This window comes from Rhizobium sp. BE258, assembly GCF_031457345.1.
Classification (GTDB): Bacteria; Pseudomonadota; Alphaproteobacteria; order Rhizobiales; family Rhizobiaceae; genus Rhizobium.
Genome location: NZ_JAVDWL010000002.1, coordinates 794,522 through 819,546 on the forward strand (window position 1 = coordinate 794,522; position 25,025 = coordinate 819,546).

Annotated in this window: 29 protein-coding genes; 12 read left to right on the plus strand and 17 right to left on the minus strand. The window is 61.3% G+C overall.

Annotation, left to right across the window (positions count from 1 at the left end):
- Window positions 1-10: 10 nt before the first annotated feature.
- The 4 genes from J2X43_RS09160 to J2X43_RS09175 form a co-directional block, all read right to left on the minus strand.
- The gene (locus J2X43_RS09160; protein ID WP_310293375.1) at window positions 11-883 is read right to left on the minus strand and encodes a hypothetical protein; all 873 of its coding nucleotides are present in this window, start codon (window positions 881-883) and stop codon (window positions 11-13) included.
- Between the two features lie 166 nt (window positions 884-1,049).
- On the minus strand, window positions 1,050-2,159 hold the full coding sequence (locus tag J2X43_RS09165) for an HlyD family secretion protein (RefSeq protein WP_310293377.1): 1,110 nt from the start codon (window positions 2,157-2,159) through the stop codon (window positions 1,050-1,052).
- A gap of 30 nt (window positions 2,160-2,189) precedes the next feature.
- Entirely contained in the window at window positions 2,190-2,720 is a 531-nt protein-coding gene (locus tag J2X43_RS09170) for a transporter suffix domain-containing protein (RefSeq protein ID WP_310293379.1), read from the minus strand.
- A gap of 87 nt (window positions 2,721-2,807) precedes the next feature.
- Window positions 2,808-4,388: a peptide chain release factor 3 gene (locus J2X43_RS09175; RefSeq protein ID WP_310293380.1), complete on the minus strand. Its 1,581-nt coding sequence runs from the start codon at window positions 4,386-4,388 to the stop codon at window positions 2,808-2,810.
- 91 nt (window positions 4,389-4,479) lie between these two features.
- On the opposite strand from J2X43_RS09175, the gene dut reads away from it, so the two are divergent.
- Together dut and J2X43_RS09185 are read left to right on the plus strand one after the other, a co-directional pair.
- Window positions 4,480-4,950: a dUTP diphosphatase gene (gene dut / locus J2X43_RS09180; RefSeq protein ID WP_310293382.1), complete on the plus strand. Its 471-nt coding sequence runs from the start codon at window positions 4,480-4,482 to the stop codon at window positions 4,948-4,950.
- Window positions 4,947-5,843: a GNAT family N-acetyltransferase gene (locus J2X43_RS09185; RefSeq protein WP_310293384.1), complete on the plus strand. Its 897-nt coding sequence runs from the start codon at window positions 4,947-4,949 to the stop codon at window positions 5,841-5,843. Before dut ends, J2X43_RS09185 begins: the two co-directional genes overlap by 4 nt.
- Here J2X43_RS09185 and J2X43_RS09190 read toward each other — a convergent pair whose 3' ends face one another.
- Window positions 5,844-6,293: an Lrp/AsnC family transcriptional regulator gene (locus J2X43_RS09190; RefSeq protein ID WP_310293386.1), complete on the minus strand. Its 450-nt coding sequence runs from the start codon at window positions 6,291-6,293 to the stop codon at window positions 5,844-5,846.
- Between the two features lie 112 nt (window positions 6,294-6,405).
- On the opposite strand from J2X43_RS09190, the gene J2X43_RS09195 reads away from it, so the two are divergent.
- Complete coding sequence (locus tag J2X43_RS09195) at window positions 6,406-7,302, plus strand: DMT family transporter (protein WP_310293387.1); 897 nt, start codon at window positions 6,406-6,408, stop codon at window positions 7,300-7,302.
- Here the strand turns inward: J2X43_RS09195 and J2X43_RS09200 are convergent.
- Window positions 7,292-7,849 carry a cysteine hydrolase family protein gene (locus tag J2X43_RS09200; RefSeq protein ID WP_310293389.1) on the minus strand — a complete coding sequence of 186 codons (558 nt, stop codon included), beginning with the start codon at window positions 7,847-7,849 and terminating at the stop codon, window positions 7,292-7,294. The two genes, J2X43_RS09195 and J2X43_RS09200, sit on opposite strands and share 11 nt — an antisense overlap.
- 83 nt (window positions 7,850-7,932) lie before the next feature.
- Here J2X43_RS09200 and J2X43_RS09205 point away from each other — a divergent pair, with 83 nt between their 5' ends.
- Both J2X43_RS09205 and cysK read left to right on the plus strand, forming a co-directional pair.
- Window positions 7,933-8,550, plus strand: coding sequence for a LysE family translocator (locus J2X43_RS09205; RefSeq protein WP_310293391.1), 618 nt, complete (start codon window positions 7,933-7,935; stop codon window positions 8,548-8,550).
- Window positions 8,551-8,683: 133 nt separating this feature from the next.
- Entirely contained in the window at window positions 8,684-9,646 is a 963-nt protein-coding gene (gene cysK, locus J2X43_RS09210) for a cysteine synthase A (protein ID WP_112385193.1), read from the plus strand.
- 145 nt (window positions 9,647-9,791) lie between these two features.
- On the opposite strand, the gene J2X43_RS09215 is transcribed toward cysK, so the two are convergent.
- The 10 genes from J2X43_RS09215 to J2X43_RS09260 all read right to left on the minus strand — a co-directional run bounded on the left by J2X43_RS09215 (window position 9,792) and on the right by J2X43_RS09260 (window position 18,939).
- A complete protein-coding gene (locus J2X43_RS09215) occupies window positions 9,792-11,324 on the minus strand; it encodes a YifB family Mg chelatase-like AAA ATPase (RefSeq protein ID WP_310293392.1) in 1,533 nt (510 codons plus the stop codon).
- 176 nt (window positions 11,325-11,500) lie between these two features.
- Window positions 11,501-12,448: a glutathione synthase gene (gshB, locus tag J2X43_RS09220; RefSeq protein WP_310293394.1), complete on the minus strand. Its 948-nt coding sequence runs from the start codon at window positions 12,446-12,448 to the stop codon at window positions 11,501-11,503.
- A 96-nt stretch (window positions 12,449-12,544) separates the two neighbouring features.
- Window positions 12,545-13,048, minus strand: a complete 504-nt coding sequence (locus J2X43_RS09225; RefSeq protein ID WP_112385190.1) for a cupin domain-containing protein — start codon at window positions 13,046-13,048, stop codon at window positions 12,545-12,547.
- Between the two features lie 100 nt (window positions 13,049-13,148).
- Complete coding sequence (locus tag J2X43_RS09230) at window positions 13,149-14,252, minus strand: sn-glycerol-3-phosphate ABC transporter ATP-binding protein UgpC (RefSeq protein WP_310293396.1); 1,104 nt, start codon at window positions 14,250-14,252, stop codon at window positions 13,149-13,151.
- 2 nt (window positions 14,253-14,254) lie between these two features.
- The gene (ugpE, locus tag J2X43_RS09235) at window positions 14,255-15,103 is read right to left on the minus strand and encodes a sn-glycerol-3-phosphate ABC transporter permease UgpE (protein ID WP_310293398.1); all 849 of its coding nucleotides are present in this window, start codon (window positions 15,101-15,103) and stop codon (window positions 14,255-14,257) included.
- 10 nt (window positions 15,104-15,113) lie between these two features.
- A complete protein-coding gene (gene ugpA / locus J2X43_RS09240) occupies window positions 15,114-15,998 on the minus strand; it encodes a sn-glycerol-3-phosphate ABC transporter permease UgpA (RefSeq protein ID WP_112385187.1) in 885 nt (294 codons plus the stop codon).
- 63 nt (window positions 15,999-16,061) lie between these two features.
- Window positions 16,062-17,387, minus strand: a complete 1,326-nt coding sequence (ugpB, locus tag J2X43_RS09245) for a sn-glycerol-3-phosphate ABC transporter substrate-binding protein UgpB (protein WP_112385186.1) — start codon at window positions 17,385-17,387, stop codon at window positions 16,062-16,064.
- Window positions 17,388-17,512: 125 nt separating this feature from the next.
- Window positions 17,513-17,881 (minus strand): YraN family protein, encoded by a 369-nt coding sequence (locus J2X43_RS09250; protein WP_112514158.1) that lies wholly within the window; start codon window positions 17,879-17,881, stop codon window positions 17,513-17,515.
- A complete protein-coding gene (gene rsmI, locus J2X43_RS09255; protein WP_310293774.1) occupies window positions 17,871-18,788 on the minus strand; it encodes a 16S rRNA (cytidine(1402)-2'-O)-methyltransferase in 918 nt (305 codons plus the stop codon). Before rsmI ends, J2X43_RS09250 begins: the two co-directional genes overlap by 11 nt.
- Window positions 18,781-18,939, minus strand: coding sequence for a hypothetical protein (locus tag J2X43_RS09260; RefSeq protein ID WP_162698717.1), 159 nt, complete (start codon window positions 18,937-18,939; stop codon window positions 18,781-18,783). Before J2X43_RS09260 ends, rsmI begins: the two co-directional genes overlap by 8 nt.
- Before the next feature lie 95 nt (window positions 18,940-19,034).
- Between J2X43_RS09260 and dnaN the strand changes: the two genes are divergently transcribed.
- From dnaN to J2X43_RS09295, 7 genes are all read left to right on the plus strand, one after another.
- On the plus strand, window positions 19,035-20,153 hold the full coding sequence (dnaN, locus tag J2X43_RS09265) for a DNA polymerase III subunit beta (protein ID WP_112385183.1): 1,119 nt from the start codon (window positions 19,035-19,037) through the stop codon (window positions 20,151-20,153).
- A gap of 114 nt (window positions 20,154-20,267) precedes the next feature.
- Window positions 20,268-20,861 (plus strand): phospholipid N-methyltransferase PmtA, encoded by a 594-nt coding sequence (gene pmtA, locus J2X43_RS09270; protein ID WP_310293400.1) that lies wholly within the window; start codon window positions 20,268-20,270, stop codon window positions 20,859-20,861.
- Window positions 20,861-21,451 (plus strand): histidine phosphatase family protein, encoded by a 591-nt coding sequence (locus J2X43_RS09275; RefSeq protein ID WP_310293402.1) that lies wholly within the window; start codon window positions 20,861-20,863, stop codon window positions 21,449-21,451. Before pmtA ends, J2X43_RS09275 begins: the two co-directional genes overlap by 1 nt.
- The gene (gene pyrF, locus J2X43_RS09280) at window positions 21,448-22,143 is read left to right on the plus strand and encodes an orotidine-5'-phosphate decarboxylase (RefSeq protein ID WP_310293404.1); all 696 of its coding nucleotides are present in this window, start codon (window positions 21,448-21,450) and stop codon (window positions 22,141-22,143) included. The genes J2X43_RS09275 and pyrF overlap by 4 nt, the downstream gene beginning before the upstream one ends.
- Window positions 22,144-22,166: 23 nt before the next feature.
- On the plus strand, window positions 22,167-22,454 hold the full coding sequence (locus tag J2X43_RS09285) for a DUF1330 domain-containing protein (protein WP_112385179.1): 288 nt from the start codon (window positions 22,167-22,169) through the stop codon (window positions 22,452-22,454).
- 112 nt (window positions 22,455-22,566) lie between these two features.
- On the plus strand, window positions 22,567-23,547 hold the full coding sequence (locus J2X43_RS09290) for a complex I NDUFA9 subunit family protein (protein WP_310293406.1): 981 nt from the start codon (window positions 22,567-22,569) through the stop codon (window positions 23,545-23,547).
- Between the two features lie 141 nt (window positions 23,548-23,688).
- Window positions 23,689-23,985 (plus strand): hypothetical protein, encoded by a 297-nt coding sequence (locus J2X43_RS09295; protein ID WP_148194260.1) that lies wholly within the window; start codon window positions 23,689-23,691, stop codon window positions 23,983-23,985.
- A 122-nt stretch (window positions 23,986-24,107) separates the two neighbouring features.
- On the opposite strand, the gene J2X43_RS09300 is transcribed toward J2X43_RS09295, so the two are convergent.
- A complete protein-coding gene (locus tag J2X43_RS09300) occupies window positions 24,108-24,905 on the minus strand; it encodes an undecaprenyl-diphosphate phosphatase (RefSeq protein ID WP_112538370.1) in 798 nt (265 codons plus the stop codon).
- Window positions 24,906-25,025 lie beyond the last annotated feature (120 nt).

Sequence of the window (25,025 nt, forward strand, 5' to 3'; positions counted from 1 at the left end):
TTCCAGCCTATTACAGTGCCTTCGGCAGAGCCGCGGCCACCCGGCGTTCGGCCGGCCAAAGCAAGGCGGCCATGAACAGACTGTAGAGCGTCGCGAGAATGATATAGCCGATGCGCGTGGCGAATGTTTCCGCCGCCGTACCGGGCAGCGGCGATATTCCCGATCCCAGCACCACGAGGAATATCGTCAATGCACCTGCAAACACCTTGGCGGAAGGCCGCGGCAACACCGCACGGCCACCGAGTATCAGACTTACCGCGAGAATGCTGAGGAACATAAAAAACAGCGAGTGCCGCAGTGTGACGAAACCAAAGACCACACTCGCCGCAGCGCCACCGAATATGTTGACAAGGATGAGGCCAAAGGCCGCTCTTGCGCCGGCAAGGACATCCAGCTGCATCAGCATCGACGCGACGGTAATCGGAATGACCAGCGCTGTGGCGAAGCGATCATTTGTCAGGCAGATGGCGACAGCGCCCAGCAATATCGCTCCGCTTGCCAGCGCCCGGGCTATCGGTCTCTGGTGATGAATAGCGGGCGGCTGACCGCTGCCAGGTAATCCGCGGTGGGGAAAGGCGGCGTGCGCTGCCCAGCCCCAGACGATACCCTCGACGATGCCCCCGACCAGCAGCGCGAGGACCGAGCTGCCGAGGTCGTAGTGCAGCAACGTCAGAAGCGGCAGCATGACGGCCACGACGAGGATCATGAATGGCAGCGCGCCTGCCCTTCCTGTCGCTTGCGCGAGAAAGCAAAGGAAGTAAATCGCGCCAAGGAAGATGAGGATCACCGGTGGATTATCGGCGGTGACCGCCAGGAACATCTGCAGGCAGAGCCCTGTGAGCGTCACAATCAGCGCCATGCCGAGTGCCTTGCCGAATGGCATCGGCGTGCGATCCGTCAGCAGGAACTGGACGGCGAAGAGCGCGCCGAGAAACGGGATAACGTCTCCAGCGGCAACGGACCAGGTAAACGAAAGCGTGGCGGCGAATGCCACGCGAAGACCTTGCGAAGCCTCAGGCGAATGCCACCAGCGATGACCCGATACGGCGTCAGCTGACATAGGTCAGAACCGAGATGATGCGCATCCACAATGCACCCAGCGCGTTGGTCACCGGATTGTCTCCGGTATAAATCACCACATTCGCCTGAGCGCCGTAGCGGATGCCCTTCGGCCGCTCGCCGTCGAGAATGAGCCGCACGGGGAAGCTCTGTGGCGTGCGGATCCAGCCGCTCTGATCCGATACTTTCGGCAGGCCCGTATTCGGATCGACATTGCCCTGAGCGACACCGAAACCGACGCTTTCGACATGAGCAGGAAACAGCTTTCCGGGCAGCGCATCGAACAGGATTTCCGCCTTGTTGCCGCTTGCGACATTCTCGAGGCTGTTCTCCTTGAAGTTGGCCGCTATCCAGATCGTGCCTGCATCGATGAAGGTGACGGCGCTCTTTCCGGTGTTGACAAAGCCACCGACGGACAGCTGAAGATTGGTGACGACGCCATCGGCGGGCGCGAGCACGGTGGTGCGGAGCAGATCGAGCCTGGCCCGCTCCAGCGCTGCAAGAGCGTCCTGTAGCTGCGGGTTATCCTGGCCGGCCGGTCCGAGCTCTTTCTCGGCGCTCGCAAGTTCTGCATCGGCCGCAGCTGCTCCCGCCTGCGCCTGCTGGAGCGTGGTCCGCGCCTGATCCGCCCGCGTCTGCGCGATGACCCCGCGTTTCAGCAAGGCCTCCGAACGGTTGGCCTGTTCCAGCGCGTTGTCGCGTACGGCGCGCGCTTCGACGACTTTCGCCTGAGCGCCATCGAGCGCGGCGATGGAGGCGCCGATCGACTGGCCGACCTTGGCGAGCTGCGCCTCTGCTTGCGCCAGCGCCAGTTCGTACTGTTGCGGATCGATGCGAAACAGCATCTGACCCTTGGTGACCGGGCTGTTGTCGGAAACCGCGACATCCACCACCCGGCCGGAAACTTCAGGCGCGATGCCGACCACATAGGCGTTGACCGTCGCCTGCGCAGTTATCGGCGTGCGGCGCTCCATGAAAACAGAAACCGCGAAGGCGAGGACAAGAAACACGAGGACGCAAATCGCGGCCCGACGCAGCGGGTTTCGTGCGCTCACCGGCGCGGCAACGTCCTGCGCAGCTCTGTTGTCCTGCTGATCCATTCGCCCCTCCCGAAATCTCTGCGAGAATGATCAGCTGGCCTGGACGTTCTCAGCGGTGTTTACCGAGCGCGCGGTCCGCACAAACAAGGCCCGGATCTTGCCCCAGAAATTGCCGCCGAGAACGAAGATGCTGGCAATCAGCATAAGGTCGCCGAGCAGCTGAAATTCCCAGCGGTTCGGGCGAAAATCCGGCCAGATGTTATCGACATAGGGTTCGAACAGCGCGGAAACGAGCGGCAGGCAGAACATCACGAGGCCAATGACATGGCGCACTGGACTGACGATCTCGTCTTTCAGCGATGGCAGATAGCCGCCGAGCGTCCGCTTCAATTCCTGGAAGCCCGCTTTCCCCATCACGGCGATCATTACGACAAGGATGATCTTGTTGCCGACGAAGATGGCGCCCGTCAGCGCCGCGACGCGCGCCGGCGGCATTCCGGACATCGCCAGAACCGGGATTGCTACGACCAGCAGCAACATCAGCGCAAAGAGCGCAATGCCACATTTGAAACGCCAGCCGCCACTAGCAGGCACATTCTCCAGCTCGATATTCGTGCTCACGTTCGCCAGCCCCCCATGGATGAACGATTTACGAATATCTAATGTACATTAGTATGATTGCGCAGTCATCCCAGCATTTCGGCGAGATCACGCCGCCTTGGCGACGTGATATTCCTTGATGGCGTCCATCTTGATTGCCGGGAAACGCTCGGCTTCGTAACGCAGCGAAAAGCTGTCCTGCGCGAGGAACACCGGGTCGCCGTCGAGATCGCGGGCGATATCGCCGCGCTTGACGGTGAGGAACTTGTCGAGATCAGCGCCATTCTCGGACGAAACCCAGCGGCAGACCGAGAAGCGCGACATTTCGAAGGAGACCGGCAGGCCGTATTCCTGCTGCAGGCGCTCCTTCAACACGTCAAGCTGCAGAGCGCCGACAACGCCGACGATCGCCGGCGAGCCGTCTTCGGGCGAAAACAGCTGGACGACGCCCTCTTCGGCCATCTGCTGCAGCGCTTCCTTCAGCTTCTTAGCCTTCATCGCGTCTTCGAGACGGACGCGGCGAAGAATTTCCGGCGAAAAGTTTGGCACGCCCTGGAAGACCAGCGGTTCACCCTCGGTCAGCGTGTCGCCGATGCGCAGCGTTCCATGGTTCGGGATGCCGACCACGTCACCAGCATAGGCGGTATCGGCCAGCTGGCGCTGCGAGGCGAAGAAGAACTGCGGCGCAGTGAGGCCGAGTTGTTTGCCGGTGCGGGCAAGACGGGCCTTCATGCCGCGCTCCAGCTTGCCGGAGCAGATGCGGGCAAAAGCGATACGGTCCCGGTGGTTCGGGTCCATGTTCGCCTGGATCTTGAAGACGAAGGCGGTCATCTTGTCTTCGTTGGCATGGACCGTGCGGATATCGGCCACCTGGTCGCGCGGCGGCGGCGCAAAATCGGCAAGCGCGTTGATCAGATCGCGCACACCCAGATTGCGCAGCGCCGAACCGAAAAAGACCGGCGTCATATGGCCTTCCAGAAATGCCTGGCGATCAAAGGGGCGGCACGCCTCCTTGGCGAGGTCGACCTCGTCGATGAAAGCCGCGCGTTCGTTTTCCGGAAGGCGATCGGCCACGCCCTGCGGGCCATTGACCACGATCGCATCTTCGTTGTCCGATCCGCGCGCCCGGTTTGCGGCGAGGTGGTAAGTGCCGCAGAAGCTCTTTGAGCGGCCGATCGGCCAAGTGACCGGGGCGGTATCCAGTGCCAACTTTTCCTCGACTTCATCGAGAATTTCGAAGACATCGCGGCTTTCACGGTCCATCTTGTTGATGAAGGTGATGATCGGGATGTCGCGCATGCGGCAGACTTCGAAGAGCTTCAGCGTCCGCGGCTCGATACCCTTGGCGGCATCGATGACCATGATGGCGGCATCCACCGCCGTAAGGGTGCGGTAGGTATCGTCGGCGAAGTCTTCGTGACCGGGCGTATCGAGAATGTTGAAGACCTTGTCGGCATATTCGAAGGTCATCACCGAAGTGACGACCGAAATGCCGCGCTCGCGCTCGATCTTCATCCAGTCGGAACGCGTCTGGATGCGATCCTTCTTCGCCTTGACTTCACCGGCGAGCTGAATGGCGCCGCCGAACAGCAGCAGCTTTTCGGTCAGCGTCGTCTTGCCCGCGTCCGGGTGCGCGATAATAGCGAATGTGCGGCGGCGGGAGACCGCCTCGGCGAGTGTTTCGGCCATCATGTGAATCCTGTGGAATTGCGGGCTATCTAGCGATTTAGGCCGGGCATTGCAATTGACCTTCGGCGGCCGGACGCAAACTAATGCCCGCATGGACATTCAAAACGACCTCCGCCCGAAGCTCAATCTCGTCCGCCTCGCCAATGGCGAAGGGCTGGACCTGCCCTCCTACGAAACGTTAGGGGCTGCCGGGATGGACCTGCGCGCCGCTGTCGATGACGGCGCACCGCTGGTGCTGGCGCCGGGCAAGCGCGCTCTGGTGCCGACAGGTTTCATCTTCGAGGTGCCCGAGGGTTTCGAGGCGCAGATCCGCCCGCGCTCCGGCCTCGCCTTCAAGAACGGCATCACTTGCCTCAATACGCCGGGCACCATCGACAGCGATTACCGCGGTGAAGTGAAGGTGCTTTTGATCAACCTCGGCGACGAGGCTTTCGAGATCAGCCGGGGAATGCGGATTGCCCAGATGATCATTGCGCCAGTGACCCAGGTCCGCGTTGCCGAGATCACCGAGACCAGCGCCACGGCGCGCGGCGCCGGCGGCTTCGGCTCCACCGGGGTATGAGCGCCGCGCCTGACACGACGGGTCTGACGTTCCGGCAGGATTACTTTGCCGACCGAACCGCCTGGCGGGCACTGGTTTCGCTTCTCCACGACACATTCGGCATCGATATCGGCCCATTGATGGAGCTCGGCGGGCCTGATCCATCCAGCATGCCCTTCGGCTGGTTTGCCGAAGACGGGACGCTGGCCGCCAATCTTTCGGCCTTCGCCATGCCTATCGTCGTCAACGGCCGCCGGATCAGTGCAGCTGCTCTACAATCTGGCGCCGTGCGGCCGCCCTGGCGCGGCCGCGGGCTCTATCGCGATGTGACGAATAAGGCGCTCGACTGGTGCTCGTACCAGGGCTTCGAGGCGATCGTGCTCTATACGGACAAGCCTGCGCTCTATGAGCCCTACGGCTTCCGGACATTGCCGATGCACAGCTTCGAGGGTGATGCGCCGAAACCGGATGGCGCCCCTGACGCAAGAACGCTCGATCCCCGGGTCGCTGCTGACCTCGCCTTGCTCCAGGATCTGCTGGCGCGACGGGAGGCGGTGTCCGACACGCTGGCCGTCACCGGCAGCCCGGCGATGTTTCTGATCAATACCCAGCTCGATCCCAATGTGCAGCTGACATTCATCGAGAAGCTCGATGCGGTCATTGCCTGGAAGCTCGATGGCGAGCGCTTTATCCTGCTCGATGTGCTGGCGCCCTCGATCCCGTCCCTTGCCGCCATTCTCGGCGGGCTCGGCATCAAGCCCTCGCGCGCTGAGATCCTGTTCAACCCCGAGAAGCTTGGCTGGAACGGCGCGCCGCTGCCTTCGTCTTTGCACGGGACGCATTTCATGATCCGCGGACTGGACGGCCCTGAGCTGCAGGCCCCCGCCATGCTCTCGCCGATGGCGGATTTCTGATCAGACCGGCGGCAGGCGGCGCTTGACCGGCGACGACTTGATCATCGAGGTGTTGGTTTCGGCGCGCTCCGCGATCTTGTCGAGGATGCCATCCAGCTCTCCCATCGAGCGCACGACGAGGCGGGCGATGAAGCAATCGTCGCCCGTCACCTTGTCGCATTCGATAAATTCAGGGGTTTCCTGGATCAGCTTCTCGACGATATGCAGCTGACCTGGCAACGGGCGGACGCGGACGATCGCCTGTAGGGGATAGCCGAGTGCGGCCGGATCGATATCGATGGTGAAAGCCCTGATGATACCGCGTTCCTCCAGCCGGCGCAGCCGCTCGGCGGCACTCGGCGAAGACATGCCGGCGGCCTGGGCGAGTTCCTTCAGGGAGAGGCGGGCATTGACGGCGAGCGCATCCAGCAACTTCTGGTCCGTTTCGTCGATTCTGTCGTAATTAGCCACAACACTCCTTTCACCTAAAATTATTAGGCAAGACGCTTCCACTCTGTTTTACACGATATAGAGACGGCAGCGTTTGCGCAATAATCTGCGCCTCCATCACGGGAGAGTTGCGATGCAGAGCGAGATCAGGCGGGGAAGCGCGGAAATGACGGCGGCAATGCTGATTTCGGGCAGCATCGGCTGGTTCGTTATCATGTCAGGGCAGCCGGTTGGCAATGTCGTGTTCTGGCGCTGCCTGTTCGGGGCCATCAGCCTGCTTTTCATCTGCGCGTTGCTCGGGCTTCTCAATCCTCGCCTGCTGTCGTTGAAGAGCTTCGGCATCGCCGTTTTCGGTGGCATCGCCATCGTGCTGAACTGGCTGATGCTATTTGCTTCCTATTCGCATGCGTCGATCTCGATCGCCACGACGGTCTACAATACCCAGCCCTTCATGCTGCTGGCGCTGGGTTCGGCCTTTCTCGGCGAGAAGATCACCGGCACGAAGCTGTTCTGGCTCGGGCTCGCCTTCGCGGGCATGGCGACGATCGTCGAGGCGAAACCGGATAGCGGCGCGATCAGCGGCAGCTATGGCATGGGGATCGCGCTGGCGCTCGGAGCCGCCTTCTTCTACGCGCTCGCGGCGCTGGCGGCCAAATGGCTAAAGGGCACGCCACCGCATCTGATCGCCCTCATCCAGGTTTCGACCGGCATTCTGATGCTGGCGCCCTTTGCCGATTTTTCGGCCATGCCTACGGCGGCGGGGACTTGGTCGCTGCTGGTGACCATGGGTGTCGTCCATACCGGGCTGATGTATGTGCTGCTCTATGGCGCGATCCAGAAGCTGCCGACCCATCTCACCGGTGCGCTGTCCTTCATCTATCCGATTGCCGCAATCGCGGTTGATCGCATCGCCTTCGGCCACGCGCTGCAGCCCCTGCAGGTGGTGGGAGCGGCGATCATTCTGCTTGCCGCTGCGGGCATGAACCTCGGCTGGACGCCGGGGCGGTTTCTGCGCGTGGTCAGAAGCTGACCTCGGCGGCCTTTGACAATCCGACGCCGTGAGAGCCGGCACCGAATCCCCAGAGAACCATGTTGTGATGTGCGATGATCTGCTCGAAGCCGAGTGCGCCGATATCGCCGCTCATGTGACCGTCCGTGATTAACGTCACATCGAAGCCGAGGGAGACGGCGCGGCGAACCGACGTGTCGATGCAGAAGGGCGTGACGCAGCCGCCGATGACGAGATGGGTGATGCCGCGCCTGCGCAGCTCGGCTTCCAGCGGCGTCTCGAAGAACGCATCGCATGCCTGCTTGTTGATCAGCAACTCACCCGGCAGAGGCGCGACTTCGGCCCTGATTTCCCAGCCCTTGCTACCCTTGGCAATCGGATCGCCTTCGGCTTCGTCATGCTGGACGATGATAACAGGGACGGCTTCCGATCGCGCTTTTGCGAGCACGGCTGCGAGCCGCCTGGTCACCGCATCGTAGGCTTCCTGGATCGCCGGTGCACGCTCTTTCGCACCCATGCCTTCCAGCACGGCATTCTGGACATCGATCAGCAGCAAGGCCTTGGACATTTCATCCCCCGTGACGTCATTTTCGAAGTCGCTTGAAAGCCATTTCGCACAGACGTAGATAGGCGGCAATCAGGGAGAGACAAATGACGATTGCAGCGCTCATTGCCTATAGCGGCGCACTGTTCATTGCAGCAGCCATTCCGGGGCCGGGTATCACGGCGATCGTGGCGCGGGCGCTGGGCTCGAACTTCCGCGAGACCTTCTTCATGGGTCTCGGCCTGGTGCTGGGTGACATGACCTATCTGACGGCGGTCATCCTCGGCCTCGCCTTCGTGGCGCAGACCTTCACCGAGATCTTCCTGGTCATCAAGTTCGCAGGCGTGATCTATCTCTGCTACATCGCCTACAAGCTCTGGACTTCCGGACTTCTGCCGCAGGATATCTCAGCGCGCAAATCGAGCAGCATGGGCATGTCTTTTCTTTCGGGCCTGCTCGTAACCCTCGGCAATCCGAAAACGATGCTCTTCTATGTGGCATTGGTGCCGACGCTGATCGACATCCATACCATCGGCCTGCGCGAATATGGCCTGCTGCTGGCCGCGACCTTCATCGTTCTGCTGACGGTGCTGATCCCCTATATGCTGCTGGCAACCCGTGCCCGCAGCATGCTGAAGCAGCCGCGCGCATTGCAGGCCCTGAACCGGACGGCGGCCGGCATTCTGGCGGGCACCGCAGCCTTTATCGCCACCCGCGCGGCCTGAAAAATTCATCCGTCAAACGGCGGTTTTCAAAGGATTTTTTCTCTGGCTTGCCACTCCCGCGCGTGAGGCCGGTCTGGTCTGGCGCGCGCTTTGACCCTATTGTCTGCGCAACACACTTCAAGGGAGAGCACTCATGTCGAAAAAACCGGGCCGCGGCCGCATCTACTCGTCGATCACCGAAACCATCGGCGATACGCCGATCGTGCGCCTCGACAAGCTTGCCAAGGAAAAGGGCGTGAAGGCCAACCTGCTGGCAAAGCTCGAGTTCTTCAATCCGATCGCCTCGGTCAAAGACCGTATCGGCGTGGCGATGATCGAGAGCCTGGAAGCACAGGGCAAGATCTCGCCCGGCAAGACGACGCTGATCGAGCCGACCTCCGGCAACACGGGCATTGCACTCGCCTTCGCCGCCGCTGCCAAGGGTTACAAGCTGATCCTGACGATGCCGGAAACCATGTCCGTCGAGCGCCGCAAGATGCTGGCGCTGCTTGGCGCCGAACTGGTGCTCACCGAGGGGCCGAAGGGGATGAAGGGCGCCATCGCCAAGGCCGAGGAGCTGGCCTCGACCCTGCCTGACGCGATCATTCCGCAGCAGTTCGAAAACCCGGCCAACCCTGAAATCCATCGCAAGACGACGGCCGAGGAAATCTGGAACGATACCGACGGCGCAGTCGATATCTTCGTTTCCGGCATCGGCACCGGCGGCACGATTACCGGCGCTGGACAGGTGCTGAAGTCGAAGAAGCCCGGCATCAAGGTCATCGCTGTCGAGCCGGAAGAATCGCCCGTGCTTTCGGGCGGCCAGCCCGGACCGCACAAGATCCAGGGCATCGGCGCCGGCTTTGCGCCCGCCATTCTCGACACCAAGATCTACGACGAGGTCGTCACCATCAATAGCGCATTGGCCATGGAAACCGCCCGTCTGGTCGCCAGGCTCGAAGGCGTGCCGGTCGGCATCTCGTCCGGTGCGGCGCTTGCCGCCGCCATCAAGGTCGGCAGCCGCGAGGAAAATGCCGGCAAGACCATCGTGGTGATCATCCCGTCCTTTGCCGAGCGCTATCTTTCGACGGCGCTATTTGATGGGCTCGGGAGCTGATCAGCGAATAGCGAATAGCGAATAGCGAATAGCGAATAGCGAATAGCGAATAGCGAATAGCGAATAGCGAAGCTTGCTCGGCCCTGAGTGCTAAGCAAGCTTTTCTTTTTCTATTCGCTATTCGCTACTCACTATTCGCTTCCCTTCATGCTGCAGCCGTCAGCCGCTCGCCCGCGATCCGATAGGAGATCGCTTCAGCCAGATGGATACGACCAACCGTTGTCTTTCCATCGAGATTGGCGAGCGTACGCGCGACTTTCAGAACGCGATGATAGCCGCGGGCGGAGAAGCGCATCTTCTCCGCCGCATCCCGCAACAGCCGCAAGCCGCCGGCATCCGGCTCGGCGTATTTCTCGATGAGCGCCGTCGAGCAGCGCGCGTTGGTGACGATGCCGCCGAGGCCCGCAGCGATGAACCGGTCGGCCTGCAAATCTCGCGCCCGCGCAACGCGGGCCGCCACGGTGCTGCTCGCCTCAGCCGGCATCGGCCGGATCAGGTCGGTCGCGGCCACGGCCGGTACGTCGATATGGATATCGATGCGATCCATCAGCGGGCCGGAAATCCGCCCCTGATAGTCGGACTGGCAGCGAGGGCCACGGGCACAGCTGTGGCCGGGCTCTCCGGCCATGCCGCAGCGGCAGGGGTTCATGGCGGCGACCAGCTGGATACTGGCCGGATAGGAGACCCGGTGATTGGCGCGGGCGATGATGCATTCGCCGGTCTCCAGCGGCTGACGCAATGCATCGAGCGCCTGCGGCGAGAATTCCGGAAACTCATCGAGAAAGAGCACGCCATGATGGGCAAGCGACGCCTCGCGGGGCCTTGCCCGCAAACCGCCGCCGACCATCGCGGCCATGGTTGCCGAGTGATGCGGGGTACGGAATGGACGCCGATCGGACAGCTTGCCGCCGGAGAGCTGCCCGGCGATCGAGTGGATCATCGACACTTCGAGAAGCTCGGCAGCCGAAAGCGGCGGTAGAATCGATGGCAGCCGCGCTGCGAGCATCGATTTGCCCGAGCCGGGAGGCCCAACCATCAGCAAATTATGATTTCCGGCAGCGGCGACCTCTAGGGCGCGCTTAGCGCTCTCCTGTCCTTTGATATCAGCAAGATCAGGCAGGTTGGCAGCGTTGGCGCGGATCGACGGCTCGGGGCGCGACAGAACCTGCGTGCCGCGGAAATGATTGGCGAGAGCGATCAGGCTTCTCGGCGCCAGTATATCAAGGCCGGTCCCGGCCCAGGCCGCTTCCGGGCCGCTGTCGGCCGGGCAGATCAGGCCTTTACCAAGGCCATTGGCTCCGATCGCCGCCGGAAGCGCGCCGGCAACCGGGGCAATCGTGCCATCCAGATTGAGTTCACCAAGCACGACATAATCCGCGAGCGCATCGCCGGGAATGGCGCCGAGCGCCGCCATCAGGCCAAGCGCGATCGGCAGATCGAAATGCGAGCCTTCCTTCGGAAGATCGGCAGGTGCCAGATTGACGGTCACCCGCTTGGCCGGAAGCGCCAGCCCCGACGCATGAAGGGCCGCCTGAACCCGCTCGCGGCTTTCCGCCACGGCCTTGTCGGGAAGGCCAACGATCTGCATGCCGACCTTGCCCGGAGCGACCATCACCTGGACCTCGACCGGCACGCCCTCAATGCCCTGAAATGCAACAGTACTGACGCGCGCGACCATGCCCCTGCCCCCGCAACCAACTACATCGCGTTTTACGACCCATCATGGCCGTCAATTGCAATCTGGCATGGAAAACAGAATAAAACAAGAACAATAAACGAACAGATTCCCGCACCCGCTGCGCTCAGGTTGCAGCGGGTTGTATCGGCTCATCAAAATGAGAACAAAACACCCTTTTAGGTGCGCTTGCGCTCGATGGCATCCCAGAGAAGGCTTGCGATATCGGCGCCCCCGAACCTGGCGACTTCGCGTAAGCCAGTGGGAGACGTGACGTTGATCTCCGTCATGTAGTCGCCGATGACGTCGATGCCGACCAGCAGGAAGCCGCGGTCCTTCAGAGCCGGGCCGATGCGCTTGCAGATTTCCATCTCGCGCGCCGTGAGCTCGGTCGCCTCGGCGCGGCCGCCGACATGCATGTTGGAGCGGCTGTCATGCTCGGCCGGAACGCGGTTGATCGCGCCGACAGGCTCGCCATCGACAAGGATGATCCGCTTGTCGCCTTTGCGCACGTCAGGCAGATATTGCTGGGCGATGAAGGGCTCGCGGAAGAGCTGGCCGAACATCTCGAGCAGCGAGGAGAGGTTGCGATCGTCCTTGGTCGAATGGAAGACACCGGCGCCGCCATTGCCGTAGAGCGGCTTGAGGATGATATCGCCCATTTCATCGCGGAAGCGGCGGATTTCGGCGGCATCCTTGGTGATCAGCGTCTTCGGCATCAGATCGGCGAATTCGGTGACGAAGATCTTTTCCGGCGAGTTACGCACCCAGGCCGGATCGTTGACGACGAGCGTCTTCGGGTGGATGCGCTCGAGCAGATGCGTCGAGGTGATGTAGGCCATGTCGAAGGGCGGATCCTGGCGGAGCAGGACGACATCCATGGTCGCGAGATCGATACGCTCGGGGGCGCCGAGCTCGAAATGGTCGCCCTTGACGTCGCGCAGGATCATCGGCTCAACGGAGGCGAAAACCTGGCCATCGCGGAAACTCAGACGATCCGGCGTGTAGTGAAAGAGCTTGTAGCCCCGGGTCTGCGCCTCAAGGCTCATGGCGAAGGTGGAATCGCCTGCGATGTTGATGCCCGAAACATGGTCCATCTGGACCGCTACGTTCTTGATCTTGGCCATTTCCGTCCCTCACTGAATGCCGGACAGATGTAGGTCGCAAGACGGCTGAACGCAACGGCCAATCAATGGCTTCGTGATATCGCGATCAAGGTTTCTTCAGGCCGCGAGGCCCTGCTGTCCGGTGTTGCGCAGCATGTTGCGGAGGCGGTAGGCGAGCGCCACCGGCTTCGGGAAAGGCTTGCGCAGGAAGGCAACCTTGCGGACGTAATTGTCGACCCGCCAGCTGGCCCAGGTGCCGCCGGCAAAGAAGGCGACGTCGCCGGCGCGGAGTGTGCGCTCGGTGCCGTCTTCCGCAGTGATATGGACCTCTCCCTCGATGATCATCACGGTCTCGTCCCAGCCGAAGAACCAGCGGAACTCGCCTGCCGTACAATCCCAGATCGCCGTCAGCGAAGCTTCGTCGTGGCCGCGCGAGTGCTCGGCGGTGCGGGCCTGCGGGTCACCGCTGACCACCCAGTCCGGGTTGATCGGCGTCGACTTCATCGGCAGATGGTCGCTCGAATGCGCGATGAAGGATTTGCCGCGCGGCATCGCCACAGCATACGGCACCGTGCGCGCAGCCATTGCGACCGCACTTGCAAGCATAAGCTTCCAGGCCATGAAACACCCCGTTTGCTACCCCAATGTTCGTGGAATAACAGACAAGTCGTAAGAGAGGCGTTCAAGCAGCCGCTAAAATTTTAACGTATCCTGACGAAGCCTACTGGACTGGCTCGGCGGCGACCGGCGCGCTTGTGCTGGCCGCAACGCCGGCACCGATCCTCTTGCCGCTATCGGCCGCGAAGAAGTGAAGCTTTTCGGGAGCGATGATGAAGCGCATTTCACTGGCGATCGGCGTTTCCGGCGAGACGACCGCAGTCAGCTGCTGATCGCCGAGCATACCGTGGACGAGGCGCTGCGAGCCGAGTTCCTCGACATATTCGACGGCGAGCGGCATCGCATATTCGTCTGCCCGCGCGAGACGCAGGTCCTCGGCGCGCATGCCGATGGTAACGGGACCGGAGGCCGGAGCGTTGCCAGCGAGATCGATCAGGCTCGGGCCGATCGCCAGCTTGTCGCCATGGAGCTCCGCCTTCAGGAGGTTCATGGCCGGTGAGCCGATGAAGCTGGCGACGAAGGTGGAGGCCGGGGTGTGGTAGACATCGAGCGGCGCGCCGATCTGCTCGATCTCGCCGCCGTTCAGGACGACGAGGCGGTCCGCCAGCGTCATCGCTTCCAGCTGGTCGTGGGTGACATAGATCGAGGTGGTGCCGAGGCGGCGCTGCAGACGCTTGATCTCGCCGCGCATCGAGACGCGCAGCTTGGCATCGAGGTTTGACAACGGCTCGTCGAAGAGGAAGACGGCCGGCTTGCGAACAATGGCGCGGCCCATGGCGACGCGCTGGCGCTGACCGCCCGAGAGGGCTTTCGGCTTGCGCTCCAGATATTGCTCGATCTGCAGCATGCGGGCGGCTTCGGCGACGCGGGCGTCGATTTCCGCCCGAGGCGTCTTGCGGTTCTTCAGGCCATATTCGAGGTTCTGGCGGACCGACATATGCGGGTAAAGTGCATAGTTCTGAAACACCATGGCGATGTCGCGATCGGCCGGCTCCACGTTGTTGACGACGCGGTTGCCGATCTTCACCTGTCCCTCGGAAATGCTCTCAAGACCGGCGATCATGCGCAGCAGGGTGGACTTGCCGCAGCCGGACGGTCCGACGAGGACGATGAACTCGCCGTCCTTGATGTTGATGCCGACACCCGAGACAGCCTTGACGCCGCCCTGATAGATCTTGCCGACGCCTTCTACATCGATAGAGGCCATTGTCATTTCTCCGTTTCGACCAGGCCTTTGACGAAAAGGCGCTGCATGACGATGATGATGAGAACCGGCGGCAGGGCGGCGAGGATGACGCCTGCCATCACGAGGTTCCATTGGGTGTCGCCGTCCAGTACCGAGGCCAGACGCTTGATACCCATGACCGCCGTGTAATAGCCGGGATCGGTGGTGATCAGCATCGGCCAGAGATACTGGTTCCAGCCATAGATGAAGAGGATGATGAACAGCGCCGCGATATTGGTACGCGACAGCGGCAGCAGGATATCCCGGAAGAATTTCATGGCGCCTGCGCCATCGACTCGGGCCGCTTCCATCAGTTCTTCCGGGATGGTCAGGAAGAACTGGCGGAACAGGAAGGTCGCGGTCGCCGAGGCGATCAGCGGGATGACGAGACCCGGATAGGAATTCAGCATGCCGAGATCGGCGACCACCTTGTAGGTCGGCAGGATGCGGACCTCGACCGGCAGCATCAGCGTCAGGAAGATGATCCAGAAGGCCACCATGCGCAGCGCAAAGCGGAAATAGACGATCGCGAATGCGGAGATGATCGAGATGGCGATCTTGCCGACGGCGATCATGACAGCCATCAACAGGCTGTTTGCCAGCATCAGCGCGAAAGGCGGCGCACCGGCCACAGAATTGCCGGCGCTGAGCAGCTGGTCGAAATTGGTGATCAGCTGATCGCCTGGAAGCAGTGGCATGAGGCCACTCATGAAGTCGGTCGGACCATGGGTGGCGGCGATGAAGGCGAGGTAGACGGGGAAGACCACCGTGACGACGCCGACGATCAGGATGAAATGCGTCAAAAAGTTCAGAAAGGGACGGTTCTCGATCATCGCACGGGCCTCAATACTGGACTTTTTTCTCTATCCAGCGGAACTGGATGACGGTCAGGGCGACAACGATCAGCATCAGCACCACCGACTGCGCAGCCGACGGGCCGAGGTTCAGGCCGACGAAACCGTCGGCATAGACCTTGTAGACGAGCGTATTCGTCGATTGCGAGGGTCCGCCTGACGTCGTGGAATCGACGATCGGGAAGGTGTCGAACAGCGCATAGGTGACGTTGATGACCGCCAGGAAGAAGGTGGTCGGTGAGATCAGCGGGAAGACCACCGTCCAGAACCGTTTGAACGGTCCGGCGCCATCGATCGATGCAGCCTCGATGACGGACTGCGGGACGGATTGCAGGCCTGCGACGAAGAACAGGAAATTGTAGGAAATCTGCTTCCAGGCCGATGCGATGACGATGAGGATCATCGCGTCATTGCCGTCGAGGCGGTGGTTCCAGTCATAGCCGAACTGGCGAAGGATATAGGGCAGGATGCCGATGCTGGGGTTGAACATGAACCACCAGAGCAGGCCGGCAGCGGCAGGCGCCACGGCATAGGGCCAGACGAGCAGCGTCGTATAGATGCGGCCGCTCTTCAGAACGCGATTGACGCAGACAGCAAAGAGCAGTGACAGACCCATCGACAGAACGGTGACGGAGACCGAGAAGATCAGCGTCACCCACAGCGCGTTCATATAGTCGGCGCTGCCGAAGAGCTTGGTGTAATTGGCGAACCAGACAAAGGTGGTCTTCATGCCGAAGGGGTCTTCGCGCAGGAAGGACTGCCGGAAGGCCTGAAAGGCCGGCCAGATGAAGAAGACCAGGGTGACTGCGAGCTGCGGCGCCAGAAGAAAATATGGCAGGACGCGGTTCGAGAAGATTGTGCGCTTTGTCTGCATGGCTCGCCCGATATGGAAAGGCCCTCCCCGGACTGGGGAGGGCTCAGCTTCTGCTTCGAAAGCTTAGTTCGAGTTGGCGGCTTCGAATTCGCGCAGGATGGCGTTGCCTTCCTTGACGGCTTCGTCGAGTGCCTGCTGGGCGGTCTGCTTGCCAGACAGCACGGTTTCGAACTGCTGGTCGATGACGTCGCGGATCTGGGTCAGGTTGCCGAAACGAACGCCCTTGGAGTTTTCGGACGGCGTGCCGCGGAGTATCTGCTTCAGACCGACGTCGGAGCCCGGGTTCTTGTCGTAGTAACCCTGCGACTTGCCGAGATCGTAAGCAGCGTTGGTGATCGGCAGGTAGCCCGAGAACTGGTGCCAATCAGCCTGAACTTCCGGCTGGCTGAGGTAGGTGTAGAACTTGGCAACACCCTTGTAGACCTCAGGCTTCTGGCCGTTCAGCGTCCAGAGCGTTGCGCCGCCGATGATCGAGTTCTTCGGATCCTTGGTGACGTCGTCGTAGTAAGGCAGCGTCGAGAAGCCGACCTGGAATGCTTTGGCGTTGTTGATCACGCCAGCGCGCGAGCCCGAGGAGCCCATGTAAATGGCGCATTCCTGCGAGTAGAACTTCGGAGCTGCATCGGGGCCGCCGCCCGGACCGCCGTACTGGAAGTAACCGGCATCCTGCCACTTCTTCAGATCGCTCCAGAGACGAGCCTGGTTCGGACCGTTGAAGCTCAGCTCAGCCTTGGTGCCGCCGAAGCCGTTCTGCAGCGTGCCGTAGGGCAGGTCGTGGATGGCCGAGAAGTTTTCGAGGCCGAGCCAGGTCGCAGCATAGGTAATGGTGAAGCCGCACTTGGCAGCGCCGGAGTCAACGATCTTCTTCGAGAACTCAGCCAGTTCGGCATAGGTCTTCGGGGCAACTTCCGGATCGAGGCCAGCCTTCTTGAAGACGTCCTTGTTGTAATAGAGGATCGGCGTCGAGGAGTTGAACGGGAAGGACAGGATGTTGCCTTCCGGATCGGAGTAGTAGCCGACGACAGGCGCGATGAACTTCGACGGATCCCAGGGCTCGCCCTCGTCGGCCATCAGCTTGTAAACCGGATAGACGGCGCCCTTGGCGGCCATCATCGTGCCGGTGCCGACCTCGAAGACCTGAACGATAGCCGGCTGCTGACCTGCGCGGAAAGCGGCGATAGCGGCAGTCAGGGTCTCAGGATAGGTGCCCTTGAAAACCGGGGTCACGTGATATTCGGTCTGGCTGTCGTTGAACTTCTGAACGATCTGCTCGAGCTTCTGACCGAGTTCGCCACCCATGGCGTGCCACCAGGTGATCTCGGTTGCGGCGAACGATGCCGACGAAGACAATACGACCGCGGCAGCGGCCAGAGAAAACGTCTTGAACATGGATAAATCCTCTCCACCAATTGTTGGGGTGAGGAAGCCAATAGAGGCCTTACGTGACGCCTCCTTTACATTTGCATGACAGAAAAATTACAAAGCCTGGCTGTCTGCACGCCTATGCAATGCTGCTAGAAGGCATTTGGGAAATGCCGGGGCAAGCGGCCGGGCAACACGGCCACGATGTCGTAACGCTGCGATAGCAGGTGATTGGCTGGCTGGCGGGCAAGCCAGAGGTCGCTGGCATCACGGATGCGTTTCTGAGCCGCATAAGAAACAGCGTCCACCGCGCCGCGCTCGTCACGCCGCGCTTTGACCTCGACGAAAATGGCGAGATCGCCCTTGCGGGCGATGATATCGATCTCGCCGAGCTTGGTGCGATAGCGGAAGGCGGCGATGCGGTAGCCCTTCAGGATAAGAAACAGTGCGGCCGCGTATTCCGAGAACCGGCCCCGGCGCAGCGCCTTCTGCCTGTCCGCGCGAGGGCCGCTACCGCTCATCCGCCTTCATCTCCAGCAAGCGGTGATAAAGCTCCTTGCGGGGCAGACCCGTCAGCTTTGCGGCCTCGGCTGCCGCCTTGGCTGTCGGCATCGTGCCCGAGAGATCGGCAAGGATCGCATCGACATCGGCCGCATCGGCCGGCTTCTCGGCGGCCGGTGCCACGACGAGCACGATCTCGCCCTTCACATTGTCGTTCTCGGCGTAGTGGGCGGCAAGTTCCGCGAGCGTGCCGCGTCGGAATTCCTCATAGGTCTTGGTCAGTTCGCGGCAAACCGAGGCAAGGCGTTCACCGCCCAGCACGTCGGCCGCAGCCGCCAACGTCGCGCCGATGCGATGCGGGGATTCGAAGAACAGCAGTGTCGCCGGCGTGGTTGCGAATTCGCCCAGCCGGTCGCGGCGCGCCTTGTCCTTGACCGGTAGAAACCCGGCAAAAAGAAAGGCTTCGTTTGGCAGACCGGAACCGACGAGGGCCGCCAGCGGGGCCGAAGCACCCGGGATTGGAACGACCTTGTAGCCGGTCTCGATGGCGGTCTGCGCCAGACGATAGCCCGGGTCGGAGACCAGCGGCGTTCCGGCATCCGAGACCAGCGCGACCGATTTTCCGGCCTCGATCGCCTGCATCAGACGCGGACCGGCCTCGTCTGCATTGTATTCGTGATAGGAAAAGGGCCGGTTCTGGATGCCGTAGCGGTCGAGAAGCACGCGCGTCACACGCGTATCCTCGCAGGCGAGCACATCGGCTCCCGCCAGCGTTTCCAGCGCGCGAAGCGTGATATCGCCGAGATTGCCGATCGGCGTTGCGACCAGATACAGCGCCGCTTCGAGCGGGCGGGCGGGGATGCTGACATTGTGCAGGCGGTAGGTGCGAAGCTTGCCGCCCTCGCCCGCCGTCTCTTCATTACTCAATTTCAAAGGCCCTCTCTGGCGTCGGCTCTTTATGCGCGCAGGCTTCGTTCGCGGCAAGGGTTCGGATTTCTGTGAGGATCATTGGGTAAATGCGCCTTTGCAGGCCTGCAAAGCCTTGCACCCCTTGCAATGCCCGGCAAAGTTCTGCCATTTTGCCCGTCCACTCCTCCGGCCATGGAGCCGGAAAGGCATTTTTCTGGCGCGCTCGCGCGCCCGGACAGTCACGGTCGAAAGCGGTAGCATCCCATGCGTATTACGATTGAGCGTTCCAACCTCCTGAAGTCGCTGAACCACGTTCACCGCGTCGTCGAACGACGGAACACGATCCCGATCCTGTCCAACATCCTGCTGCGCGCCGACGGCCAGAACCTCGACATGAAGGCGACCGACCTCGATCTCGAAGTCACCGAAGCGACGCCCGCCAATGTCGAACAGGCCGGTGCGACCACTGTTCCTGCCCATCTTCTTTACGACATCGTCCGCAAGCTGCCCGATGGTTCGGAAGTTCTGCTTGCGACATCGACCGATGGCGGCTCGATGACCGTCCAGTCCGGCCGCTCGAAGTTCTCGCTGCAGTGCCTGCCGCAATCCGACTTCCCGGATCTGACCGCCGGCACCTTCACCCATTCCTTCAAGCTGAAGGCAACGGATCTCAAGATGCTGATCGATCGCACCCAGTTTGCGATCTCCACCGAAGAGACCCGCTATTACCTGAACGGTATCTTCTTCCACACGATCGAAAGCGAAGGCGACCTGAAGCTGCGCGCCGTTGCGACCGACGGCCATCGTCTCGCCCGCGCCGACGTGAAGGCGCCTTCGGGCTCCGAGGGCATGCCCGGCATCATCATTCCGCGCAAGACCGTCGGCGAGTTGCAGAAGCTGGTCGATAGCCCGGATGCACTTGTTACCGTTGAAGTTTCCGACGCCAAGATCCGCCTCAGCATCGGCTCGATCGTCATGACATCGAAGCTGATCGATGGTACATTCCCGGATTACCAGCGCGTCATTCCGACCGGCAACGACAAGGAAATGCGCGTCGATTGCACCACTTTCGCCCAGGCCGTCGACCGCGTCTCGACGATTTCGTCCGAGCGTGGCCGCGCCGTGAAGCTGGCGCTTTCCGACGGACAGCTGCTGCTGACGGTCAACAATCCGGATTCCGGCAGCGCAACGGAAGAAGTCGCCGTCGGCTACGACACGGATTCGATGGAAATCGGCTTCAACGCCAAATACCTGCTGGATATCACGGCGCAGCTTTCCGGCGATCAGGCGATCTTCCTGCTCGCCGATGCCGGTTCGCCGACGCTCATTCGCGACACGGCTGGCGATGATGCTCTCTACGTTCTGATGCCGATGCGCGTGTAAACGCGCGTCGCATTTGGCGGGCAAAGTTTTCAGATTGCGACGTTTGGTCTTGTTTTACTGCCGGATGATTGCAATTAGATAGCCAGCGGTTTGTTGCTTGACGAGGAGGACGGCATGGCGTTGCGGCTGAAAGAACGGCTCGGCAAAAAGTTCGATGAGGAAATCCGTTTCTTCAAGGGAATGATGCAGGGGCCGAAGACTGTCGGCTCCATCGTTCCCACCTCCTCGATTACCGCCAAAAAGATGGCAAGCGTCATCAACATCAATTCCGGTCTGCCGGTGCTTGAGCTTGGACCCGGTACGGGCGCGATCACCAAGGCGATCCTCGGCCGCGGCATTAAGCCAGAAAAGCTTGTCGCAATCGAATATTCGACGGATTTCTACGAGCACCTCGTTCGCCTCTATCCGGGCGTCCACTTCATCAACGGCGACGCTTTCGATCTCGACAAGACGCTCGGCGCACTGAAGGGACAGATGTTCGATTCCGTGGTGTCCGCCGTGCCATTGCTGAACTTTCCGATGCAGGCCCGCAGCGCACTTCTGGAAAGCCTTCTCGACCGCGTTCCGGCTGGCCGGCCCGTCGTCCAGATTTCCTATGGGGCCATCTCGCCGATCATCGCGCGGCCGGATCGTTACCACATCCAGCATTTCGACTTCATCGTCCGTAACATCCCCCCGGCTCAGCTCTGGATCTACCGCCGCGGCTGATGTTCGCGCTCTATATCACTCACCCACAGGTCAGGATCGATCCCGATGTCCCCGTTCCGCAATGGGGTCTGTCGGAAACAGGTGCTGCCCGCGCCGGACTAGCCGCCGAACGCCCGTGGGCCACGCAGCTGCGGCGGATCGTCTCCAGCGACGAGACCAAGGCGATAGAGACAGCAGGCATTCTGGCCGAAGCCGCCGGGATCCGTGTTGAGATCATCCATGGCATGCATGAGAACGACCGGTCGGCGACCGGATTTCTGCCGCCAGCGGAATTCGAAAAAGCCGCCGACTGGTTCTTTGCCAATCCGGACCTCAGCTTCAAAGGCTGGGAGCGGGCTATCGATGCGCAGGCCCGCATCGTTTCCGCCGTCGATCGCATCCTGTCATCGCACAATAAGGACGATCCGATCGCCTTCGTCGGGCATGGCGGCGTCGGAACCCTGCTGAAATGCCACCTGGAAGCAAAGCCGATTGGGCGCGACCGCGACCAGCCCGGCGGAGGCGGCAATCTCTACGCTTTCTCCCTTGCAGACCGGCGCTTATCATGCGACTGGACGCCCATTGAAAGCTGGCAGGGGTGGATGCGATGAACGCACGCGAACGGTTGATCGTCGGGCTCGATGTTCCGACACTGGGCGAAGCGGAAAAGATCGTTTCAACGCTCGGCGACGACATTCTCTACTACAAGATCGGCTATCAGCTGGTCTTTGCCGGCGGGCTGGAATTTGCTCGCGAGCTTGCCCAGAGCGGCAAGAAGATCTTCCTCGACATGAAGCTCCTCGACATCGACAACACGATCGCATCGGGTGTCGAGAACATCGTCAAGATGGGCATGTCGATGCTGACATTGCATGCCTATCCGAAGGCAATGAAGGCGGCTGTCGAGGCCGCAAAAGGCTCCGATCTTTGCCTGCTCGGCGTTACGGTGCTGACCTCGATGGACGAGCAGGATCTGACAGCGGCCGGTTACGAATATGATCCGCACACCCTGGTGTTGCGGCGCGCCGAACAGGCGCTCGCTGCCGGGATGGGTGGCATCGTCTGCTCGGCCGAGGAATCGTCAGCCGTCCGCAAGATCGTTGGCCCTAACATGGCGATCGTTACCCCGGGCATCCGCCCGGCCGGCAGCGACAAGGGCGACCAAAAGCGCGTGATGACGCCGGCAGACGCCTTGAAGGCGGGCTCCAGCCATCTTGTCGTCGCGCGCCCGATCGTCAAGGCGCCGGATCCGAAGGACGCCGCCCGCGCGATCCTGGCCGAGATGGACGCAGCGCTCCGTTAAGCAAAGAGAGGGAGAGGAAGATCATGGCTAAGGGTTACTGGATCGCGCGCGTCGATGTTCGCGACGCCGAGCGCTACAAGGACTATGTCGCGGCCGCAAAACCGGCCTTCGAGAAATACGGCGCCAACTTCCTCGCCCGCGGCGGTGCGATCACCGAGCTCGAGGGCAAGGCGCGGGCGCGCAATGTCGTGATCGAGTTCCCGTCGATGCAGGCAGCCGTTGATTGCTACAACTCGCCGGAATACCAGATCGCCGCCAAGATCCGCCAGGAAGTCGCGGATGCCGAAATGGTGGTCGTTGAAGGAGCCTGAGGCACCTTCGCAGATGCGAAACTGCGGCGCGATGGGCCTTTCCGTCGCGTCTGGATTGGGCTAATACGGGAGCCAACAACCACTCTCTCCCAAGCCTTTCGAGGAACCTGCCATGACACTTGCCAACCTGCCGCCGCTCGTCACCGTGTTCGGAGGCTCCGGCTTCGTCGGCAGGCACGTGGTTCGCGCGCTTGCCAAGCGTGGATACCGCATCCGGGTCGCGGTGCGCCGCCCCGATCTCGCAGGTTTCCTGCAGCCGCTCGGCAATGTCGGCCAGATCTCCTTCGTGCAGGCCAATCTGCGCTACCGCCAGTCGGTCGAGCGCGCCGTCGAAGGCTCAGACTGTGTGATCAACTGCGTTGGCATTCTTTTCGAGACCGGCCGCAACACCTTTGACGCGGTGCAGGATTTCGGTGCGCGCGCCGTTGCCGAAGCAGCGAAGAATGCCAAGGCTCGTCTGATCCACATTTCGGCGATCGGCGCCGATGAGAAGTCGGAATCGAGCTATGCCCGCAGCAAGGGCCGCGCCGAGACGGCGGTGCTGTCGATCAAGAAGGACGCGGTGATCTTCCGCCCGTCGATCGTTTTCGGACCCGAGGACAGCTTCTTCAACAAGTTTGCCGACATGGCCCGTTTTTCGCCGGTTCTGCCTGTCATCAGCGGCGGCAAGACCAAGCTGCAGCCTGTCTACGTCGAGGACGTTGCCGAGGCCGTGGCGCGCGCTGCCGACGGCAAGGCTCTCCCTGGCAAGATCTACGAACTCGGCGGTCCTGAAGTCCTCAGCTTCCGTGAATGTCTCGAGATCATGCTGAAGGTGACAGCGCGCAAGAATCCGCTGGTATCGATGCCGGCAGGTATCGCCTCGCTGATCGGCAGCATCGCATCGCTGATCCCCTTCGTTTCACCGCCGATCACGCCTGACCAAGTTCGCCTGCTGAAATACGACAACGTCGTATCGGCAAAGGCGGAGAAAGAAGAGCGCACGCTGAAAGGCCTCGGCGTCACGCCGACGATGGCGACCTCGGTTCTGCCGTCCTATCTGGTGCACTACCGTCCGCATGGGCAGTACACGGGCACCGGCAAGGCCGCTTGATTCGTCCCATTAGAATTAACCGAAACGCCGCCTGCGGATTTCCACAGGCGGCGTTTCTGTTTTGGGTGAAAGCTCAAATCTGGCGCAAGTTTCGCGTGTTTTTGTGACCTGAAAACCGGATTGGCGTTGCATAAAAGCCGCATGAAAAAATTAGTGAAATTAACGTCACATTTAGCAGGAACATTTATTGCTATTTGCCATTCCACTGACTACACACCCGGCGCGCAACTAGCGGCTCACGAGGCTTGGCAGGCGCGTTCAATCGATTTGAAAGGCTTTATACCGATGGGCAAGTCAATCGCGCTTCTCTTTGCGTGTGCGGCACTGGTTATCCTGGCCGGCTCCTTCATCGCGCCCGGCTCGGTCGCGGCTGTGAAGGATGGCTGTGCGCCGGCTTACGGTGTCGACCCCTGCTCGACGGCAAGCATTCCCCAATAAGTGGGAGCTTTTCCGCGCGGCTGAGTTGAACAGCCCGCTTGGCGGAAAGCAACGATTTTCAAAATAGTCTGAATTGGTTTCAGCCCCCTGCCTGCCGGCAAGGGGCTGTTTTTCGTCGAGGCTCAGGCAATGATGCCGGCATAGGCCATGCCGAGCAGCACGGCGCCGAGAATGATGCGGTAGATCGCAAAGACGGTGAAGCGGTTGCTCTGGATATAGGAGAGCAGCCATTTGACGGCGATGAAGGCAACGATGGTCGAGACCACGAAGGCAATGCCGAGCGCGGTCCAGTCTTCGTTTGCCGCCCCGCCATCCTTCACGGTCTTGAACAGCTGATAGGCACTAGCCGCGTACATGGTCGGAATGCCGACGAGGAAGGCGAATTCGGTGGCCGCGGCGCGATTTGCCGTTCCCGCCAGCATGGCGACGAAGATCGTTGCGCCGGAGCGCGAGGTGCCCGGGAAAATTCCGGCGACGACCTGAGCAATACCGACCAGGATGGCAACCATCCAGGTGATGTCCTTGTAGGGCGGCTTCTTGGCGGCTGCCCATTCGGCAAAGATCATCCAAAAGCCGCCGATAATCAGCGCCCAGGCGATTGGTGTGGCATGTTCCGGCAGCTCGAAGCCGAGCTTCTTGACGATCAGGCCGAGCACGGCGGTGATCAGGAAGGCGACGATGAGCCTGGAGGCGTAGCGGCGGTTCTTGGGTTCCCGCCAGCCGACGACCAGATCCACGAGGCGGCGCCAATAAATGATGGTGACGGCCAGAATGGCGCCAGCCTGAATGACGATATTAAACGTGTCGGACCGGGCGCCGAGCCACTGCTCTGCAATGATCAGGTGGCCGGTACTGGAGATCGGCAGGAACTCCGTTATCCCCTCGATGATACCCAGGATGATCGCGTTTATATAATCCATCTATAGTCTCCGGTTAAAATTCCTGGCCGCCGAATCAGGACCGGGCAAGCGCCGGCGGCGGGCAACTCATTGGTCATCAGGATGGCGGAAAAAGGCCGGATCTTTCGGGAGATCATGAAA